The organism is Prochlorococcus sp. MIT2302 (assembly GCF_059772385.1).
The window spans coordinates 439,874-457,683 of record NZ_CM186285.1; the positions used below are offsets into that span (position 1 = coordinate 439,874).

Here is a 17,810-nt window from a genome sequence, read left to right on the forward strand (position 1 = left end):
AACAAATCTATTATTGATATAAATGAACATTGATTTAAAAAAGAAACTAAATCTCAATAGTTACGAATGGTGGAGAAACCATCGAAGGTTTGTAACCCTTGGGATATTTCTGGCATTTTTTGCCGGCTATGTCAGAGGTCCTTCAGCAAAAGACTTCAAAGTCAATGATATATGCGGCCGACTTAGCGCTGATTTAATTACGGGGGAAGAGGCTGCAAGAAAATTAAAATTAGGAAAAAAAAGAATCGAGGGGTTAGAAGGAGAAAAAGCTGATATTACTAATCACTACTATCATGCCAAGTACTACTGCCAAGGATACACAAAAGGAAATGTAGGCTTGGGATACTAATTAACACATTCACCAAAAATAGCCAGAGAAAAGCATTGCACTTTTCAGGCCGCTTTAACGGATCTGGCTTTTTGACTAAGCTTTTACAGCTTTAAGACTAACTTTTCTTGCACGCTTCGCAGGTCTTCTTGCTGTGGCCTTAGATGCTCTCTTTGAGACTGAGTTAGCGCTTGAGGTTGCTTTTTTGGCTTGAGCAGAAGCTACTTTTTTAACTGCTGTTTTAACTTTAGAAGTCGTAACTTTTGCTTTTGAAGCGCTCTTGGCTGTCGAAGCTTTAGTTAAAGCCTTCTTTGCGATTGCTTTTTTAGCTGAGACTGTCTTGACAGCAGCCTTTTTGGCTACGGTTTTTTTGACATTTGTCTTTTTAGCGGCGGGTTTTGCTGATACCTTCTTAGCATTCTTAGTCTTACGAGTACGGTGAGAGAGAATCAAAGCCCACTCATCAGCACTTATATTTGCGGGCTTATTACCATGGATCTCAGAAACTTTTGCAGCTTTCTCTATATCCTTTATTAAGTTTTTCCAAGAAGCAGCATAACGCTTATCAGATTGTGACTTAGCAGCGCTCTCTACAAGAGTTTCAACAACTTGTGATGCTGTCACTTTTTTTCTTCTTCGATTAAAAATTTCCTTTTGAAGTGTAGCGATCATGGCTTCACCTTTAGCGCTAACTTTGATACTTAATTGAGACATTAATTTAAGAATTACCTATATACAACATCTAGCACATGGTGGGTATCCAAACCGAACAATCTATTTACATGTAGATGTAAATAGCATTTACATAGGATGGACTTATATGAAAAAAATATTCTAAAAAAAGTAGAAGCGGTATAAAAAGCGTGTCATAATGGGAATAAATAGAGTGATCAATAAAGTCTCACTAACGATTTAAATGACTATCAAAAAGTTATTAAAGTTTTATCCTTTCTCTAAAAAGTACGCAATAAAAGGCATAAAACACAAAACAAAGATATAAGACCAATCAAACTAGCTATCTATTGAAAATGTTTTTTCTAATTTTGCTTTTATCTGCTTTAAAGACGGTTCTGAGACAATGAGTATTTTTTTATAGAAGCCAAAAAATTTAAGACACGCCAAGGGAACAAATATTGTCAGAAGTATGGTTTTGGTTGTAATCATGTGAATGTTATAAGCCAAATCAATTAGAAATGCTCAAATATTCTTTGTTAAACATATATATAAACTCAAGGTCTTTAAAAAAAATTTTTCGTTAAGGTCAAGGGAATAAAAACGAATTAACCAATTTAATAAAATGAACAACAGGAAGGATCTCAAGGCACTTATTTACCAGGTAGCAGCAGCTACTGATAGAGGTCAAAGGATGAACGCGATGATAGCTCCTATGTACAAAAATAAATTAGTAGAGATTAATAAATTAGTTGAAGAACTACTGCCCCTATCAGATGAAATAACTCAGAGTTCTATTGAAGGTGAATGGGAGCTTATTTTCTCATCAGTTGAATTATTTAGAAGCTCACCATTTTTTTTAGCCATTGAAAAGGCTTTAAACGACAAATCAAAAAGCGATTTATTTTTCAAGCTTCATCTTTTACAAGTTGGATCATTTGGTTTATCAACAGTTGGAAGAGTCGGTCAATATCTAAACTTTAATAAAGGGGAAATGATCTCCACCTTTGATACCACAATATTTGGACTCACAACGATCCCAATCCTTGGATGGTTTAAGCTTTTGCCTACTTTTGGTGGTCGAGTCATAACTCTGGCTAAAGGGCTTAAACTGACACACAACATTCTTTCAATGGAATTAGAAAAAACTAAAGTATCAGAGGTGGATGGACTAGGGAAAATACCTTTTTTAGATAATATTCTTATGGAAAAGTGGTATCCAGTAAAGACAGTATGGAACCTTTTGCCATGGAACAAAGAAAATCCAAGTTGTGAGATTAGAGTTCTCTATGTAGACGAGGATTTAAGAATCATTAGAGATATGCATGGAGCATTATTTGTTTACATCCGGCCATCAATTCCTCTTTTAGACCAAACAAAAATTTAAGTAAATTTCTTTTTTGAATATTGAGTTTATCGAAGCAGTTCTGAAGAATTTGTTGTAGAAACACTAAAGAAGAAAAATCCCTTTAATACAAAAATAAATGAAAAATCCAGAGGTAATAGTTATTGGGAGTGGTATAGGAGGATTATGTTGTGGAGGATTACTAGCAAAAGCTGGCAAAAAAGTCCTAATTCTTGAGGCTCATTCAAAGCCAGGAGGAGCCGCCCATGGCTTTGAGAAAAATGGATATAAATTTGAATCTGGTCCCTCTCTTTGGAGTGGAATAGGATCTTGGCCTACTACAAATCCACTAGGACAAGTCCTCAAAGCTCTTAATCAAAAAGTTGAATTAATCAAATATCAGGATTGGAATGTTCAAATTCCTGAAGGCGATTACACGATTGGAGTTGGAGATAGACGATTCCTTGATCAGATCAATTCGATTAGCGGAAATGATGCCATTAAAGAATGGGAACATTTTCTACAAGTGATTAAGCCAATTGGTGCAGCAGCTAATGCAATTCCCCTAATAGCACTAAATCAAAACAAAGAAACCGTTTTTCAGCTGTTAAAACGCAGTAAATCACTCCTCACCCACTTGAAATCCTTTAAATACCTAGGAGGTGCTTTTGGGAATTTGGTTGATAAACATCTTGAAGATCCTTTCCTACGAAATTGGGTTGAATTACTTTGTTTTCTAATAAGCGGTTTATCCAAAGACGAAACGAATGCAGCAGCGATGTCAACACTATTTGATGATTGGTTTAAACCAGATGCCTACTTGGAATATCCGAAGGGAGGAAGTGAATCAATCGTTAAGGCTCTATTAAATGGAATTTATTCATTTGGAGGGAATCTTAGACTTAATTCAAAAGTAAGTCAGATAATTATAAAAAGGAACAAAGCAATCGGAGTTGAGTTAAAAAATGGCGAGAAAATATTTGCAGATCATATTGTTAGCAATGCAGATATTTGGAACACCATTGATTTAATACCAAAAGAAGTATCTCAAAAATGGAGAGAGGAAAGGTCTATGACTCCAAAATGTAAATCATTTCTTCATCTACATCTTGGGTTTAATGCAGAAGGTCTAGAGAATATTCCACTCCATTCAATATGGGTTGATGATTGGTCGAAAGGTATTACTGCCGAAAGAAATGTAGTAGTTCTCTCTATTCCATCGGCTTTGGATCCAACAATGTCTCCTCCAAACAAACATATTCTTCACGGATATACACCTGCTAATGAGCCTTGGGAGAAATGGGAAAATCTCAAAATAGGTACCAAAGAATATGAAAAGACCAAAGAGGAGCGCTGCTCAGTCTTCTGGCAACCAATAAAAAAACTAATACCTGATATTCAGGAAAGAATCGAAATAAAAATGCTAGGGACACCACTTACTCATCAAAGATTTTTAAATACAAAAAACGGAAGTTATGGTCCAGCCCTCTCAGCAGCAGAAGGGCTTTTCCCAGGAAATAAAACTCCTATAAAAAATCTATTATTGTGCGGATCAAGTACATTCCCAGGAATCGGCATACCACCTGTAGCCGCTAGTGGTGCTATGGCAGCCAATACAATTCTTGGCTCAAAATTCCAAAGAAATCTCATTGAGGAGCTAAGAATATAAAAGCGCCTATATTTATTGAAAATTATTTTAAATCAATAGTCCAACGTCTTTGCCCCATTCGATCTGATTCTGAATAACAATGTGCAATCAAATCTCCATTTCTTCTCCTCACTGAACATTCTAAGCCGTCCTCCGTTTTGAAGAAAGCAGAAGTAGCCGGTGAGACCTCGTTTGAGAGAGGAGAGCCCAGATTGCTTAGAATCAAGGACCAAATCAAATCTTCATCAGCATCCTTGCTAGCTGTGAATTGCATTTTCTGTTGACTCCTTTGTATTGGAGACTGAGTCCGAGTTTAAAATATTAGAGCCAGGAATACTCTTAGCAACGGACCCGATCAGGGTTGTATGAGATTCAGGATCTTTCTTTAAAGCAGTTACGCCAAGATCATTTTTTGATATCAATATAAAAATAATTATCCCAACAAATGTCAAAATAATTGCTAATGCCAAGGAAGAATCCATGTGGGATATTTATTCAGCGAAATTAAAAAATAATACATATTTCAAAATCAATTTAATTCTGAGAAATAATTCTTATCCCTGTCATTAATATATAACCATCAATAAGTAAAAAACATTACATAACAATGTAATTATTAAATATAACTTGAATTTTAGTAAATTTAAAAGGAACTTAGAACAAATATTGTTGGATAATCTTAGAAGTCTAATTAAGTAAATGAGCGAAAATAATTTTAATACAAGTAATCCTGAAACAGCTAACCATCATTGGTTCCCATTTCTAAGATATAAAAAAGAATGTGAAGCAGCTGGGAAAGAAGCAAGTGTTAATGAATGGATGAGGGCAACTGGTCAACTCGATGCAAAAATAGCTCATGAAGAATCAGTAGCATTAGCAGCAAAAATAGCCGCAGAAAAAGAAGCTGACGCTAAAAAAGCAATAGAGAAAGAAGCTGAGGAAAAAAAAGCCGCCTTAAAAAAGAATATGCAAAAGTCAACAACTTCTATAAGCGACAATAAATCAGCAAAAAATTGATTCAAATTTTAACTCAGCTTTGATCTGAAATTATATGAATAAAGCGAAAACAAATCTTACAAGCTTTTAAGAGTTTGAGCTTTTTATAAAATATGCATTAAAAAATAACTAATTCGACTTCAACTTAATGACTTTTGCTTTGGCCTCATCAGAACTAGGTGTAAGTTCATTCACTATAAATCTTATACTAATTACATCTGTAGGCGTTTTGCTAGGATTACCAACATTTTTCCTCCTAAAATCCGGCCAAGGCAAGTCTGCACTATAATTAATAAATAAATCTGTAGATAAAATTCGGTAAAGCTGAAGTCCTGCCGTTAGAAGCGTAGATTTTCACGTTAGACGGCATACTAGACAATATAAAAAACATACCTAATGACTAACTCACTCAACAAAGCTTTTACAGGAGCAATTGCTCTAGCTTTAATACTCATAGCCGTAGCACGTATCCCATTTTCCAGAGAGAAAGAGTTATCAAATTTATGCAGGGAATACTACACAATGTACCTTAATCAGAATGACTACTCACTAAGAGAAAAAAACGCAAAGATTATCTTGATTGCAAAGAAAACAGGTCTTAAAGCTGAGACAAATAATGTTGGTAATTTTTGTAATTCGTTCTACTTCAACCAAAGGTAGATTTAAATAACAATATAGAAAAGTTCTTCTGATTTGATTTCTTCATATATTAATAGAAATAAATACAATCGTAATTGTATTGTTAGATTTAAAAGCTATAAAGTAGTTAAATAAAGAAAATAACGAGGAAAACCATGACAAAACCTCATCAAATCTCTGTAAAAAAGATTGATGTTATCAAAGAAAAAATTGTGACTAAGAAACAAGGACAAAACATTTGGTAAGTTATCGAATATGAGTTGCATTTGGGATGCTAAATACTCTATAAACCATCATCTCCAAGTTGCCTTCTCTTTAACGATTGAACAATAAAAGATACAGCCTTAAGCCAAATCAAGTGAATCACCTCAGATATGAAACTTCTCTAAAAGCCTTATGAGTGATTAAAAATCAACATAAAGATTATAAGAATCAACTAATGAGCCATATTAGATTTTTTTCTATCTGGTGAATCTACATTTTTAAACTCATGATTCAAGTAAAAATTTTATAGAGTTAAAAAATATTTTTAATAAAAAATGCCGGAGCTTTCAAAAGTCCTGTCATCAACTGACTTTGATGAATGGTTTTCATTGAACGACACTGTTATGGGAGGCTCAAGTAAAGCAGTTTGTAGAGCGTCTTCAAAAGGCCTCTCTCTGGAAGGTGTTGTAGTCGAGGAAAAAGGGGGGTTTGTTAGTTGCAAATCTCCAATATTTTCACCTCTTCTAAATTTATCCAATTATCAAGGTTTTGAATTAAGAATTGAAGGTAAAGGTCGAACATTAAAATTTGGAGTGTCATGTAAATACGGAATTTTAGGTCTAAGGGAATTCTTCTTAAATAAATCACCTGGTGGGCTCAGATGGGTAGCAGAAATAGAAACAAAAAGATTTGGGACAACAATTATCAAAGTTCCTTTTGAAAGCCTTGAACCAACAGTTCTTGCAAAAAAAATTTCTTTTCCACTTAAGTTCAAACCCGACTCCATAAGTCAATTTCAATTACTACATTCCAAATTCGGTAGACCTGGAGAACTGAATCCTGGTTTTAAACCCGGAAGAATAAATTTTGTGCTGCAATCTATTAGTGTTTATTAGCACTAATAGAAAAATTAGAATATTTATACTTTTCTTAATTCATAAATAATAAACCACCTGGAAAGAAAATTGTTTGCAGATGAATTGAACTGTAAAACAAATTATTTCTTTGATAAACATTCTTTTTTGTATATACTCCGATTAATTAAGTAACCTAACTTTTTACATTGATTTTTTTAAATATATAATATCGAAATATGAATAATATAGACTTACCACCGATAAGTGGTTTTGAATATACAATTAAAGAATTAACAAACAAGAAAAGAGATAGTAAACAATTCAATGAAAAGTCAAATTTTAAGAATGCCAACTCAGGTTTTGCATGCGCCCTCCATATGCATCAACCAATAATTCCAGCAGGTAGAAATGGGGAACTAATTTCACATTTGCAATTTATGTTTGAACACAGTTCAGAAGATGATAATCACAATGCCGAACCATTTGCTCAATGCTACAAACGTCTAGCTGAAATCATTCCAAGACTTATAGATAGTGGATATGATCCCAAGATAATGCTTGATTACTCAGGAAATCTTCTATGGGGATTCATGCAAATGGGTCGGGAGGATATTCTTTCATCGTTAAGACTCCTAACGTGTGATAAGAAAGTTCATCAGCACGTTGAATGGCTAGGAACATTTTGGAGTCATGCTGTAGCCTCCTCAACTCCACCCTCTGACTTTAAATTACAGATAACAGCCTGGCAGCACAACTTCTTATCATTATTCGGAGAAGATGCACTGCGTCGAGTGCAGGGATTCTCTCTTCCTGAGATGCATCTTCCAAACCAACCTGATGTTCTTTATCAATTAATCAAAGCTCTCAAAGAATGTGGATATCGTTGGGTATTGGTTCAAGAACATAGCGTTCAAAATTTAGATGGCTCCAGTCTTAGAGACGAGCAGAAATATATTCCCAATATGCTCAAAGCACAAGGAAGTAATGGAGAGACCATATCTATTCTTTCACTAATAAAAACTCAAGGTTCAGATACAAAACTTGTTGGACAAATGCAACCTTATTACGAGGCAAAAGGGCTAAATAAACAAAAATTAGGCCAAGATATTATCCCCACGCTAGTGTCCCAAATTGCTGATGGAGAAAATGGCGGAGTAATGATGAACGAATTTCCTCAAGCTTTCATTCAAGCGCATAAAAGAATTGGTCCAAAAACGAATAAAAGTCCCACAATTGCTATGAATGGTTCTGAATACCTCGATTTCCTGGCGACATTAAATATAGATGAAGATAATTATCCATTGATACAAGCAATCGATCAAGATAAAATATGGAGAAAAATTTCAGGCCCAATAACTCCCACTTCGGTTAAACAAGCAATTAGTAAATTAAAAGAAGAAGATCAATCCTTTTCTTTGAGTGGAGCCAGCTGGACTAACGACTTGAGTTGGGAAGATGGATATAAAAATGTTTTAGAACCAATTACAAAACTTAGTTCCTATTTCCACGAAACATTTGATCATTTAATAGTTCAAAATCGATCGTTAACAAAAAACCATAGTTATCAAGAAGCACTCCTGTACCTTTTGCTTTTAGAAACTAGTTGCTTCCGTTATTGGGGACAGGGGAAATGGACTGAATATGCTAAAACGATCTTCACAAAGGGTGAAGAGGTGATTAGAAACTTTGAAATCTCAGCACAGAAAAGCTAATCAATTTTGTAAAGGCATCAATCAAGAAAAGGAAATAACTAGCAAAAAGTAATTTTTTGCGTTAACCTCACCGACCAAAGCATTAATAAAATGACTAGTACAAGTTTTGACAAGAATGGACTTGATAAAGCAGGTATTCATTGGATGCAATATCTTTCAATGACATCAATGTCATTGCTTATATTTCTTGTAGCATTAGACAAAGCAGTTCCCAGCTTTCATCGTTTTGTCTTACTTTCAATGGCCAAAGCAGGAATTATTTGTAATGGGATAGCTGGATGAAGCACTTATCACGTTACTGATCTTGCAAAAGAAAAATACTACACTATGAAAGACAAAATAAATCCAGACAATGATGGTTATGATCCATCAGATGAATACTTCAAAAAGAAAAATGACACATATGAAAATGAAACTGAAGAATATTTCCCTAAAGAGACATCTAAGCCACCACATTATTAAAGCAACTAAGAAATGGCTGAAGGTAATTTAAAATCAACTAATGATTATTGTCTATGTGAAATGTATGTACCTTCGGGATAGAGTCTTGAGATATCATTGAATCGCTTAGATATTTGTCGTTCTTTATCAATGTTGACTTTACGATTAAGAACCAATACGTTGTGAACCATCCATAGAAAAAAACCAACAATCCAATACCAAGATATGGGATGAGCCAAAACATTTAAATATCATCTAATTTAAAGATGGCAATTTTGGCAGTTTTTTTCATAAGTATTTAAACCTTTTATTCTTACCCCAACATAAAAAATAGATTTTAAAAGCTAATTAATAATGAATATCACGCCTTATGCTGGTTCTTAAACTTTAGAGAAATCATTAAGATTTTAATAGGTATTAAGTAATCAAAGGTAAATTTGTTAGGAGTAAGACAACAAGGTTCATAAGGAATTTGTTCACTAGATCATTTGTAGTATTTTCTAAGGTTACTGTTCGGAGGATAAGACAGTTTGTTTAGTCATCTAATATTAAATTATGATTCTGAAATTTGATTTAAGCACTAAAAGAGCTGAAATCTTTTCTGGTTTTGTATTTTAAAAAAAGTCAAAAATATGAACTTTTCAAATGCCTTTCCATGCATATTGTTTGGCAATCATTCTCTTCCGCACTGCTAGATATTGAACAATATGTAACACAGTCAAGATAATCTTCAATTGGATCCACCTGTCCATGAGTGATTTTCTTAGCATCAATCTTATTCATAAAAGTACCCTACTATTTTTTTAATCTATCCTTTCTTTTTATTTTTTACTATCGGTATTACTTACTAACTTGAAGAATAAGGATAACTGAAAATCTATCAATTCAAAAATAAGAAATCAATGGCGTAATAGGATAGATTTTAAATTTTATAGCTCATAATAATGCTTATATAAAAACACCGCTTTTAAAGAAGAAAATATCAAGACCAATTAAATCATAATTTAAATAATTTATGTTCTACTTTCTCAATTTTATTCTGATTCCTATTCTTTCTCTAATAGCTTTTATCGGAATCATATCTTTCATTTGATCATCAATTTGCTTTCTAATTAAATTTCTAAATAATTGGGAAAGCCAAACCAAAAGCAAAATTGACAATACAACGGTTCCCAATGCAATTGATGAATAAATATCCATTTTAAAGTTCTCTATATATTGCCCATTCATCACCATCAGCAGTGACTTCAGAAAGTAAAGCAACCGCTATGTCAGACTGATCAGAACGTTTGACTATAATTTCTTTACATCCCAGGTACGGATGATTGAACTCTGATTTTGAACGACAAGCTGCTAACTGTTCAGTTGGTGTTAAGACTTCAAGAACTTTAATCCATATCTCATCATCTGAAGCGAAAGGAGGAACAGAAAACTTACTCGGGCTATTTCCCTTTTTTTTATCCATATTCTTTAATTTTCAGCATTAATCTCATTTATTTCATTTATCAATCGCTCTTGTCGTTCAGGCGTAATAAATCCAAGAGCTCCACAGTCATTGATGTCTTGAATGGGATCTGAAAGTCCATCATGTTTCTCTAGCCAACCCTCAGTGCATCCTTTGCATGCTAATTCATTTAATTCATTGGCCAGAGTCTTTGCTTTCAAGGTATCCATCAATAAAAAATTTAATACTACTTTCCTTCTAGTTTACAGTCACTAATTAACTCAAGAAAAAAAATTAATACGACTTACTCAATAAAATTACAAAGTTGTAAAATATGAAGCTATAAATAGATTAGTGGAATCAAATACAATATGAACTAAAAAAATTAAATTAGGAGCTCAAGCAGCTTCCTTTAAAAATTCCCGATAAATAGAAATATCGATAGGTCTATTCACATCTGATTGAAAATCAACAATGTCTTGATAAATCTCATTAGGTAAAGGTTCCATTTGGCATCTTGAATAACATTTGTTAATGTCATTTTTTTTTATTGAAAACCTTCCGCTTAAGCGCTTAAAGATCGACAATGTCACAATGCAACTTGATATAGTTATATCGTCAGAGGCTGTAGATGCAATACGCAAAACTACTAGGATTCTTTTTTGATCGAGTAAATATTTATTACTAATATTTTTTCAATAATTTATTATTATAGAGCAGAAGACAACTGTTGAGGCCTATAATCATACTTACGATGAAACAAAAATCATAAGATGGATAAACAATTGCCCTAACTGCTAATTTTCAAGTGTTGAAGTTCCACTAGAAATCGTATGTGGAGTCATAGGTATTGAATGTTTTTTACCGTCTGGACTTACATATATATTCTCCTTCCCATATTCAGTATCAATGATTTTTTCAAAATGTGTCCCCCTTGGAAGATGTAGAAAATATTTTTGTGCTCTGTTCATCTAGTTATTATAGTTATTTAAAAATTACTATAATATTCCACAATGACAACTACTGATTGTTTTATAAACGTTTGATAGCTAACTATTTGATTTTTCTAGAGCAGTTAATAATCTTCCCACTCTAGCTCCATTAACTCCAAGATCGCCTCCACCATATCTTGATGCTGATTTGATTTGAATCTTCTTATCAATTTTTAAAATCTCCAAGTCATCTGGAAATCTAAAAATCAAACTACGACAAACACCTTTCCAATAAATTTGATTACTCTCTAAAACTTTTGTTCTAGGGATCTTTTGGGCAATCCTGACAAGTTGATCAAATGTCTTATCAACATCTTCAAATTCTTTTTGAAAAAAAACGCAATTTAGTGGATTTAAACAGGGACTAAGACCTGATTTAGGATATGGCATATTTCACATTAGTTTATTTATTGATCATGACACAAAGTTTATCCCCCCTGTGGTCATATTTTTCATAAATTTTACTCGTTGATGTCTAGTTCTCCCTACATAAAATACTCATAAGAAAAAGATTCTCCTATTAAATTATTCAAAAGTATTTATAAATAATTAAACGATTAGATAAGACAAGTATGATTCTTATTGTATTTAGTGTGGCCTCAACACTTCCTTATCAGTTTCATTATCTCTATTCTGTGAGTTAACCCAAGTTACTAATCCCTTTCTCTATAGATAGTGCTAACAGGAGGCCTTTTGATCAAAGGTGGTTCAGCTCCATATCCGATCCATATAAAACCAATTATTTCCTCCTCAGATGGATTTATTTCTACAATTTTATAAGTATTTGGGTCTTTTGTGATTTTACCTGTTGACCACTTGCAACCGACATGATCTGCAACAAGTGAAAGCGATAGGTTTTGGATCGCGCAAGCACAAGCAGCATAATCTTCTAGTTTTTGAACTTGATTATCAGTGCATATTTGAGTAGCAATAAGCAAATGGGAAGGATTGAACATTTTGTCCCTTATTTTTTTTAAACTAGATTCATCTGTTAGCTCGTAACCAAACTTCAAAGTTAGCTGTAGTTGATATAGAAGTTCTCGTTTTTTTATTCCAATGTTGGTAAAACGCCATGGAAAAGTTCTTCTATGGCAGGGCGCTTGATTAGCTGCACCTATTGATTTTTCAACAACTTCATAAGGAACAGTTTTTTTTGAAAAAATATGAATTGTCCTTCGTTTTTGAATTGCTTGAGTTATTTCCATGATTTTTATTGATGTAATTAACTATGGCGCTCCGATAATGAGCTTCTCAGAGGAAGCTGATTAAAGCCTTCAAAGAATAAACGATGATTTGATCCTTCCACTTGCTTAAATTTTACCTCAATAGAAAAGAAAGATAAGCAAAAATATCACCAGTTAAGCAACTTGATCAAAAAACAAATTTGATGGTTTGGAGAACAAAGAGACTACTTCGCCCTTAGGTGTCTTGAACACGCGTTCAACTATTTCCCCGTCATTGATAATCACTTTTGTATTCAGGGATCCAGCAGGTAAATTTTCAGCTTTATATTTTAAGATATTTTCTAGTTCTGGAAAATGATCGTTAGGTTTCAGAGCCTCTATTAAATCAGGATGTCTATCGAAGATTGCGTCATCAAAGGCCCTAAGCTTTTTCGGTAAAACCATTCTTGCAGATAGCTGTTACTTTGACTTTTAACCTACTAATCTCACCGCGTAAAGAGTATTTAAACTAAGTTCGAATAAAAAGTTAATAAGAAAACAACAAAAATCATTCACGTAAAAAGAATCAAATTAAATACTTGTCCAAGATCAAAGCGAAAATGTAACTCTTATTTTTTAGATGCATCAATCACCCGCTTCGTATGATAAGAAATTGGCGATACTTCGGTACTCCTGTCATTAAATACTGATTGTGTAAAAACAGTAAAGGCAGCAATACTTGGTGTAATAGGTAAAAACATAAATAGAGCTAACAATCTACTGTTAAGATTGAAGGATTTTTTCATTTATTATTGAATTACATAGTTATTCTCGACAACTTTTTAGTGAGGTGCGTGTAGTGTTTTCCTGGAAAGCTATTAATTTGATCTGTAATACGACCTAAACACTTTTGGCCTCTTCCATAGCATTGAATAAATAGCTTCAAGTGCCTTTTGAGTTTTTGGAAGCTTACAACTTGGCCATGACTGTTCAGTAATCATTGTGATTATTTCGGAGTCAATACTATTTCTACATCGGAAACCACCCATAAAACCAGAGTAATAGAACTCAAGCAAAAATACATATTGGCAAAACTATCTTTAATTTAAAGATTAATTGTAGAAATAAAAAAAAAAAGGGGATGATTAATCCCCCCTAAAAACACCCTCAATTTACTTTTGGTATGAATTGCCTCTGTAAGTCAAGGATGCTTGCATTTGCTTCTTAGCTTCTGCTTGTTTAGATGTGTAGACGTTACGTCTGTAACTAAGTTCTACAACTTTTTTTGGAGTAGCCTCTTTATGTTGAAGATACTCTTTACCTCTGTAAGTAAGAACAGTCATTGTTCTTTCCCGTAGTGCTCAAGACCCCGTTCCATGTCTCGAGTCTTACTGCAGCTAAAAATAGCTGAACGTAAATTAAAAATAACAGAAATTATCCCCAAATGATGTTCCTAGTGATACATAAAAAAAGGAATTTTGTAGTATTAACCGAAATAGTTGAGTTTCCAACTAAAAAGAACCCTTTACTCAAAAAGAAAAAATAATTTATCCTGATCATTTACTTTTTTAAATTTTTAATAACCTATCTCTATGTTCCTATTCTTAAATAAGATATTCAATAAAAATATGATCAGATAAATACCTGAATTGTCAATGTAATTAACAGTTTACTCCAGATAAAACAGTATTGTAAATTTCAAATAACATGCCTCCCAAGTACTCCATGAAGGCAAACCATTTAGGAGCCACACAAAAGCTTCATTATTTAAAATCCAGTTTCTGAGTACTGACATAAATATTAGATTTATAAAGAGAAGAGCTAAAAAACGAAACTTAGGATCATCTATACCATTAGGTGAATGAGAATTTAATTTTTTTTAGCAACACCTATTAAAAAAATATAAACAGTGCTGCGTTTACGAGAAAATTGAAATTAGCTAAAAAATTTGCTTGAAGTTATCACATTAGCTATGGTGTTCAATCTCTTTTGAAAGGTTTACCACCTTTACTTAAATAATCTAGATACCTATCAGACTCTCTGAGGTAATAATTCCTGCTTTGACCTATATATTTTGCTTCAATTAAGAGGTCAGTAACTTGAGGCCAAAAAGATTCCGGAACCAACTCGAGTGGGTTAATTGCATTTGGGTTCCAATTTAACTCAGTCAAGAATTGAAACCAAATAGACTTGCACTTTTTGAAGTCAGACAGAGAATCTGAAAGCTTGTTATTCATATATGAATTGTATTGATTGAGCTGCCTTATCAGCTTTGATTCTTGCTTCACCAATTGTTGAAGCCTTTGCTACAGCTACTCCCATTCGACGGCCTTCGGTTGAGATGGGCTTACCAAATATAAACACATTTGTATTCGCTTGACTTAAGGCTTCTTCAAGTCCCTCATAACATATGTTTGTGGTTTTTTTTGAAGCCAAAATTACTCGGCTCGCAGAAGGTTCAGTACACACTATTTCTGGTATTGGTAAACCTAAAACAGCTCTAAGGTGTAATTCAAACTCATTTAAATTTTGGCTTATCAAAGTTACCAAACCTGTATCATGTGGCCTTGGTGAAAGCTCTGAAAAAATCACCTCCTCACCCTTGATAAAGAATTCAACCCCAAACAAACCGACTCCTCCAAGATTATCAGTGACACATTTAGCAATCTGATGAGCCTTCGCTAATACACTTTCAGCTAATTCAGCTGGTTGCCAACTACATTGATAATCTCCATTATTTTGCTCATGCCCTATGGGCGCACAGAATAATGTTTTACCATTAAATTGTCTAATAGTTAATAAGGTAATTTCCAAATCAAAATCAATAAATTCTTCTAATATAACTTTATTAGATTTACCTCTTGATTTTTCAATGGCCAAGGTCCAAGCCAGGTCAAGTTCATTTTTATTTTTAACTAAACTTTGTCCTTTTCCTGAAGAACTCATAACTGGCTTAATAAACAAAGGATAACCAATCTTCTCTGCATGAAAATTTAGCTCAAATTGATTCATCGCGTAACTGAATTTTGCAGTTCTTATATTTAATTCATTAGAAGCCAAATCCCTAATTTTATCTCTGTTCATAGTAATTGCAGTAGCTCGAGCATTGGGTATTACTGTTATCTTTTGTTCAATTTCCTTCAAGACATCTACTGCTAATGCTTCGATTTCAGGAATAATAATATCGGGTTTACAATTATATATCGCTTCTATTAGTTCATTATCGTTATTCATATTTAACACCTCGAATTGATCAGCTACCTGCATAGCAGGAGCATTATTATATCTATCACAGGCAATAACATAACAACCTAATCTTTTTGCAGCTATTGCCACCTCTTTACCTAATTCTCCACTACCTAAAAGCATTATCTTCTTTGGAAAAAAATTCATAATCTTATTTACAGGTCAAGAAATAGTATATAAATATAATAAGCATAAAAATCTTAAATAGATTAAATTAATAAAAAAAGAAGTAGAAGTTAACAAGTATTTTAATCAAAGATAAAATCTTTCTAGATAAAGAATTAAAAAGACTCCACAGGAATTGAATGTTCCTATAAATTAGAGCACTTGTGATTTTTGATTAAAAATAACTGGTTATTAGCAGATATCTCTTCTAGTCAAGAAAACAGAAAAATCATATTTAAACTAGCTCTGTGGTTTTGATTACTACTCTTGAGTAATGAAATAATGTTAATTGTTGACATTAGGTACAATCTATTTGACTAAAACAATAATAAAACTTAGTAGAAGCAAACAAATTTATTCATTTAAATGTCATCGCTATTGCTGGTTTTGAATATGTATTTTGGGAATAAGCCTGCTTATGCAACCTATAAAACCTAAATAAAGACCAAAGAAAATGGCAAATTTACAAGCACGTCTGTGGATTATTCAAAACTTGTAATTAGGATGGATATGATTAGTCGAATTATTTACCTGAATACCATAACAATGTAATTAGCTTTGCAAGCTCTTTACGAGTGAAGCAAAGTTAGTTAAAAAAAGAACAACTTCGACTCATTCATTAATGGTTTCCAAGAAAAAAGTTAAAGACTTCAAGAACTTGGATCAGTTCCCAGACTTAAAAGAAGCTATCGTACCAGCTATCAATACATTACCATCAGGATCAATTAACACCAAAGTAATCATCAATGAAGGTGAAATTGTAGAGAGAGTGTATGAGACACCAAAAGGCGGCATCATATCGCTATACCCAAATCAATCTACAAAAGAAGCTGCGTAAAAAAAAGATTTAAACAATTCCTGGGATGATCCAGCCTTTTATTCCGTAGTTAATGACTGCTGCAAAAAAACCCATCATCGCTAGACGGCCATTCATTTGCTCTGCTGTTTTCCAGTAGCTAATTACCTTGCTCGTTAAACAACACCTGGGACGATTTGGCCGGTTGTCAGATATGCGCCGACAAGGGCTAGGCAACCAACAGATGCAGCTAGACCATTGAGTCGTTCAGCAAACACTTTGCCTTCTTCTAGTCTTGGCGTTTCAGTGGTTGGGTTTTTCATTAAACGAAACCTGGAATGATTTGACCGGTTGTTGCATATGCACCGACTAGAGCAATGCATCCAAACAATGCTGCATAGCCGTTAAGTCTTTCAGCAGTTACCTTTTCAGGATCAATGTTTCTGCTGTTGTTGTTGTTTTGAGTAGTCATTAAACGACACCTGGAATAAGTTGACCGGTTGTTAGGTAGATACCTGTTAGAAGAACGAATGCCATCATGGCTGGTCTTCCGATGCTTCTTTCTAGGATTGTTTTGTTAGATGGTTGCATTGTTATTGGTAGTTATTGATTTAGAAAATTCCAGGAATGATTTGACCTGTTGTGAAATAAGCACCTAAAAGACTAACCATGCCGATCATTGCCCAACGGCCATTTGTCTTTTCTGCTTCTTCTGGATAGCTGGTGTAATCCTCGACAAGCTGAGGCTGTGTTTCACGAGCAAAGATGTTTTGCTTGCCGTACTCAGTGATTACCTGAGATGAAGAAGACGATGTCATTACTGGAATTGAATTAATGTGAAGTAATGTAAAGTATGATTTTTCAAAGTGATAGATACGGTCAGGTACGGCTTGCTCACTTTATTGACATATTTATATTGAGACTTGTCAAAAAAACAACGAGGTGAGATTAGAGAATTAAATATAGAATTGCTAAATCCTGATTAGATTCTGCAACTTTTTTTCTTAAAAAAATCAATGCCTCATCGTTCATACGTGACTCGGCAATCATTTTTTCTGCTTCATTAATACCATGCTCAAGATTTTTTATTTTTAATTGAAGAATTTCCTTATCTTTTTTGCACTGCTCAAGTGTGAAATCGTCAATCATTTTTGTAAATATT

Annotated in this window: 30 protein-coding genes; 10 read left to right on the forward strand and 20 right to left on the reverse strand. The window is 33.5% G+C overall.

Translation table 11 applies throughout. From position 1 onward, the window contains the following. Positions 1 to 22: 22 nt before the first annotated feature. Entirely contained in the window at positions 23 to 349 is a 327-nt protein-coding gene (locus tag AC6EI2_RS02550; RefSeq protein ID WP_498462848.1) for a hypothetical protein, read from the forward strand. A 75-nt stretch (positions 350 to 424) separates the two neighbouring features. Here the strand turns inward: AC6EI2_RS02550 and AC6EI2_RS02555 are convergent, their stop codons facing one another. After that, positions 425 to 1,042: a hypothetical protein gene (locus AC6EI2_RS02555; RefSeq protein ID WP_498462849.1), complete on the reverse strand. Its 618-nt coding sequence runs from the start codon at positions 1,040 to 1,042 to the stop codon at positions 425 to 427. A gap of 583 nt (positions 1,043 to 1,625) precedes the next feature. On the opposite strand from AC6EI2_RS02555, the gene AC6EI2_RS02560 reads away from it, so the two are divergent. Further along, positions 1,626 to 2,387, forward strand: coding sequence for a PAP/fibrillin family protein (locus AC6EI2_RS02560; RefSeq protein ID WP_498462850.1), 762 nt, complete (start codon positions 1,626 to 1,628; stop codon positions 2,385 to 2,387). A gap of 97 nt (positions 2,388 to 2,484) precedes the next feature. Then, the gene (locus tag AC6EI2_RS02565) at positions 2,485 to 4,014 is read left to right on the forward strand and encodes a phytoene desaturase family protein (RefSeq protein ID WP_498462851.1); all 1,530 of its coding nucleotides are present in this window, start codon (positions 2,485 to 2,487) and stop codon (positions 4,012 to 4,014) included. 22 nt (positions 4,015 to 4,036) lie between these two features. Here AC6EI2_RS02565 and AC6EI2_RS02570 read toward each other — a convergent pair whose 3' ends face one another. Together AC6EI2_RS02570 and AC6EI2_RS02575 are read right to left on the reverse strand one after the other, a co-directional pair. Further along, on the reverse strand, positions 4,037 to 4,267 hold the full coding sequence (locus AC6EI2_RS02570; RefSeq protein ID WP_498462852.1) for a hypothetical protein: 231 nt from the start codon (positions 4,265 to 4,267) through the stop codon (positions 4,037 to 4,039). Continuing rightward, a complete protein-coding gene (locus AC6EI2_RS02575; RefSeq protein ID WP_498462853.1) occupies positions 4,251 to 4,475 on the reverse strand; it encodes a hypothetical protein in 225 nt (74 codons plus the stop codon). The genes AC6EI2_RS02570 and AC6EI2_RS02575 overlap by 17 nt, the downstream gene beginning before the upstream one ends. A gap of 217 nt (positions 4,476 to 4,692) precedes the next feature. Between AC6EI2_RS02575 and AC6EI2_RS02580 the strand changes: the two genes are divergently transcribed. The 6 genes from AC6EI2_RS02580 (at position 4,693) to AC6EI2_RS02605 (ending at position 8,863) form a co-directional block, all read left to right on the forward strand. Further along, positions 4,693 to 5,010 (forward strand): hypothetical protein, encoded by a 318-nt coding sequence (locus AC6EI2_RS02580; protein WP_498462854.1) that lies wholly within the window; start codon positions 4,693 to 4,695, stop codon positions 5,008 to 5,010. A 375-nt stretch (positions 5,011 to 5,385) separates the two neighbouring features. Next, positions 5,386 to 5,649, forward strand: coding sequence for a hypothetical protein (locus AC6EI2_RS02585; RefSeq protein ID WP_498462855.1), 264 nt, complete (start codon positions 5,386 to 5,388; stop codon positions 5,647 to 5,649). Positions 5,650 to 6,167: 518 nt separating this feature from the next. Beyond that, on the forward strand, positions 6,168 to 6,728 hold the full coding sequence (locus tag AC6EI2_RS02590) for a CIA30 family protein (protein WP_498462856.1): 561 nt from the start codon (positions 6,168 to 6,170) through the stop codon (positions 6,726 to 6,728). A 197-nt stretch (positions 6,729 to 6,925) separates the two neighbouring features. After that, positions 6,926 to 8,401: a polysaccharide deacetylase family protein gene (locus AC6EI2_RS02595; RefSeq protein ID WP_498462857.1), complete on the forward strand. Its 1,476-nt coding sequence runs from the start codon at positions 6,926 to 6,928 to the stop codon at positions 8,399 to 8,401. Between the two features lie 90 nt (positions 8,402 to 8,491). After that, complete coding sequence (locus AC6EI2_RS02600; protein ID WP_498462858.1) at positions 8,492 to 8,683, forward strand: hypothetical protein; 192 nt, start codon at positions 8,492 to 8,494, stop codon at positions 8,681 to 8,683. A gap of 45 nt (positions 8,684 to 8,728) precedes the next feature. Next, entirely contained in the window at positions 8,729 to 8,863 is a 135-nt protein-coding gene (locus AC6EI2_RS02605; protein WP_498462859.1) for a hypothetical protein, read from the forward strand. Positions 8,864 to 9,466: 603 nt separating this feature from the next. Here the strand turns inward: AC6EI2_RS02605 and AC6EI2_RS02610 are convergent. The 12 genes from AC6EI2_RS02610 to purT all read right to left on the reverse strand — a co-directional run bounded on the left by AC6EI2_RS02610 (position 9,467) and on the right by purT (position 15,834). Then, positions 9,467 to 9,625 carry a DUF8642 family protein gene (locus AC6EI2_RS02610; protein ID WP_498462860.1) on the reverse strand — a complete coding sequence of 53 codons (159 nt, stop codon included), beginning with the start codon at positions 9,623 to 9,625 and terminating at the stop codon, positions 9,467 to 9,469. 237 nt (positions 9,626 to 9,862) lie between these two features. Next, a complete protein-coding gene (locus AC6EI2_RS02615) occupies positions 9,863 to 10,042 on the reverse strand; it encodes a hypothetical protein (protein WP_498462861.1) in 180 nt (59 codons plus the stop codon). Position 10,043: 1 nt separating this feature from the next. After that, positions 10,044 to 10,307, reverse strand: coding sequence for a hypothetical protein (locus AC6EI2_RS02620; protein ID WP_498462862.1), 264 nt, complete (start codon positions 10,305 to 10,307; stop codon positions 10,044 to 10,046). A gap of 5 nt (positions 10,308 to 10,312) precedes the next feature. Beyond that, on the reverse strand, positions 10,313 to 10,516 hold the full coding sequence (locus AC6EI2_RS02625) for a hypothetical protein (RefSeq protein ID WP_498462863.1): 204 nt from the start codon (positions 10,514 to 10,516) through the stop codon (positions 10,313 to 10,315). Positions 10,517 to 11,083: 567 nt separating this feature from the next. Then, a complete protein-coding gene (locus AC6EI2_RS02630) occupies positions 11,084 to 11,257 on the reverse strand; it encodes a hypothetical protein (RefSeq protein ID WP_498462864.1) in 174 nt (57 codons plus the stop codon). Positions 11,258 to 11,335: 78 nt separating this feature from the next. Further along, the gene (locus AC6EI2_RS02635; protein WP_498462865.1) at positions 11,336 to 11,668 is read right to left on the reverse strand and encodes a DUF1499 domain-containing protein; all 333 of its coding nucleotides are present in this window, start codon (positions 11,666 to 11,668) and stop codon (positions 11,336 to 11,338) included. Positions 11,669 to 11,931: 263 nt separating this feature from the next. After that, entirely contained in the window at positions 11,932 to 12,483 is a 552-nt protein-coding gene (locus tag AC6EI2_RS02640; protein WP_498462866.1) for a nitroreductase family protein, read from the reverse strand. 153 nt (positions 12,484 to 12,636) lie between these two features. Continuing rightward, a complete protein-coding gene (locus tag AC6EI2_RS02645) occupies positions 12,637 to 12,906 on the reverse strand; it encodes a hypothetical protein (RefSeq protein ID WP_498462867.1) in 270 nt (89 codons plus the stop codon). Between the two features lie 164 nt (positions 12,907 to 13,070). Further along, positions 13,071 to 13,247 (reverse strand): hypothetical protein, encoded by a 177-nt coding sequence (locus AC6EI2_RS02650; RefSeq protein WP_498462868.1) that lies wholly within the window; start codon positions 13,245 to 13,247, stop codon positions 13,071 to 13,073. Between the two features lie 366 nt (positions 13,248 to 13,613). Beyond that, positions 13,614 to 13,784 carry a DUF4278 domain-containing protein gene (locus AC6EI2_RS02655; RefSeq protein ID WP_498462869.1) on the reverse strand — a complete coding sequence of 57 codons (171 nt, stop codon included), beginning with the start codon at positions 13,782 to 13,784 and terminating at the stop codon, positions 13,614 to 13,616. Positions 13,785 to 14,420: 636 nt separating this feature from the next. Further along, positions 14,421 to 14,612 carry a hypothetical protein gene (locus AC6EI2_RS02660; RefSeq protein WP_498462870.1) on the reverse strand — a complete coding sequence of 64 codons (192 nt, stop codon included), beginning with the start codon at positions 14,610 to 14,612 and terminating at the stop codon, positions 14,421 to 14,423. A 58-nt stretch (positions 14,613 to 14,670) separates the two neighbouring features. Beyond that, entirely contained in the window at positions 14,671 to 15,834 is a 1,164-nt protein-coding gene (gene purT, locus AC6EI2_RS02665) for a formate-dependent phosphoribosylglycinamide formyltransferase (RefSeq protein ID WP_498462871.1), read from the reverse strand. A 676-nt stretch (positions 15,835 to 16,510) separates the two neighbouring features. Here purT and AC6EI2_RS02670 point away from each other — a divergent pair. After that, positions 16,511 to 16,690: a hypothetical protein gene (locus AC6EI2_RS02670; RefSeq protein ID WP_498462872.1), complete on the forward strand. Its 180-nt coding sequence runs from the start codon at positions 16,511 to 16,513 to the stop codon at positions 16,688 to 16,690. A gap of 134 nt (positions 16,691 to 16,824) precedes the next feature. Here AC6EI2_RS02670 and AC6EI2_RS02675 read toward each other — a convergent pair whose 3' ends face one another. From AC6EI2_RS02675 to AC6EI2_RS02695, 5 genes are all read right to left on the reverse strand, one after another. After that, on the reverse strand, positions 16,825 to 16,971 hold the full coding sequence (locus tag AC6EI2_RS02675; RefSeq protein WP_498462873.1) for a high light inducible protein: 147 nt from the start codon (positions 16,969 to 16,971) through the stop codon (positions 16,825 to 16,827). Further along, positions 16,971 to 17,120 carry a high light inducible protein gene (locus AC6EI2_RS02680; protein ID WP_011823187.1) on the reverse strand — a complete coding sequence of 50 codons (150 nt, stop codon included), beginning with the start codon at positions 17,118 to 17,120 and terminating at the stop codon, positions 16,971 to 16,973. Before AC6EI2_RS02680 ends, AC6EI2_RS02675 begins: the two co-directional genes overlap by 1 nt. Next, entirely contained in the window at positions 17,120 to 17,239 is a 120-nt protein-coding gene (locus AC6EI2_RS02685; RefSeq protein WP_011294968.1) for a high light inducible protein, read from the reverse strand. Before AC6EI2_RS02685 ends, AC6EI2_RS02680 begins: the two co-directional genes overlap by 1 nt. Positions 17,240 to 17,259: 20 nt before the next feature. Continuing rightward, positions 17,260 to 17,466 carry a CAB/ELIP/HLIP family chlorophyll-binding protein gene (locus AC6EI2_RS02690; RefSeq protein ID WP_498462214.1) on the reverse strand — a complete coding sequence of 69 codons (207 nt, stop codon included), beginning with the start codon at positions 17,464 to 17,466 and terminating at the stop codon, positions 17,260 to 17,262. 130 nt (positions 17,467 to 17,596) lie between these two features. After that, positions 17,597 to 17,797, reverse strand: coding sequence for a hypothetical protein (locus AC6EI2_RS02695; RefSeq protein WP_498462874.1), 201 nt, complete (start codon positions 17,795 to 17,797; stop codon positions 17,597 to 17,599). Between the last annotated feature and the right edge of the window lie 13 nt (positions 17,798 to 17,810).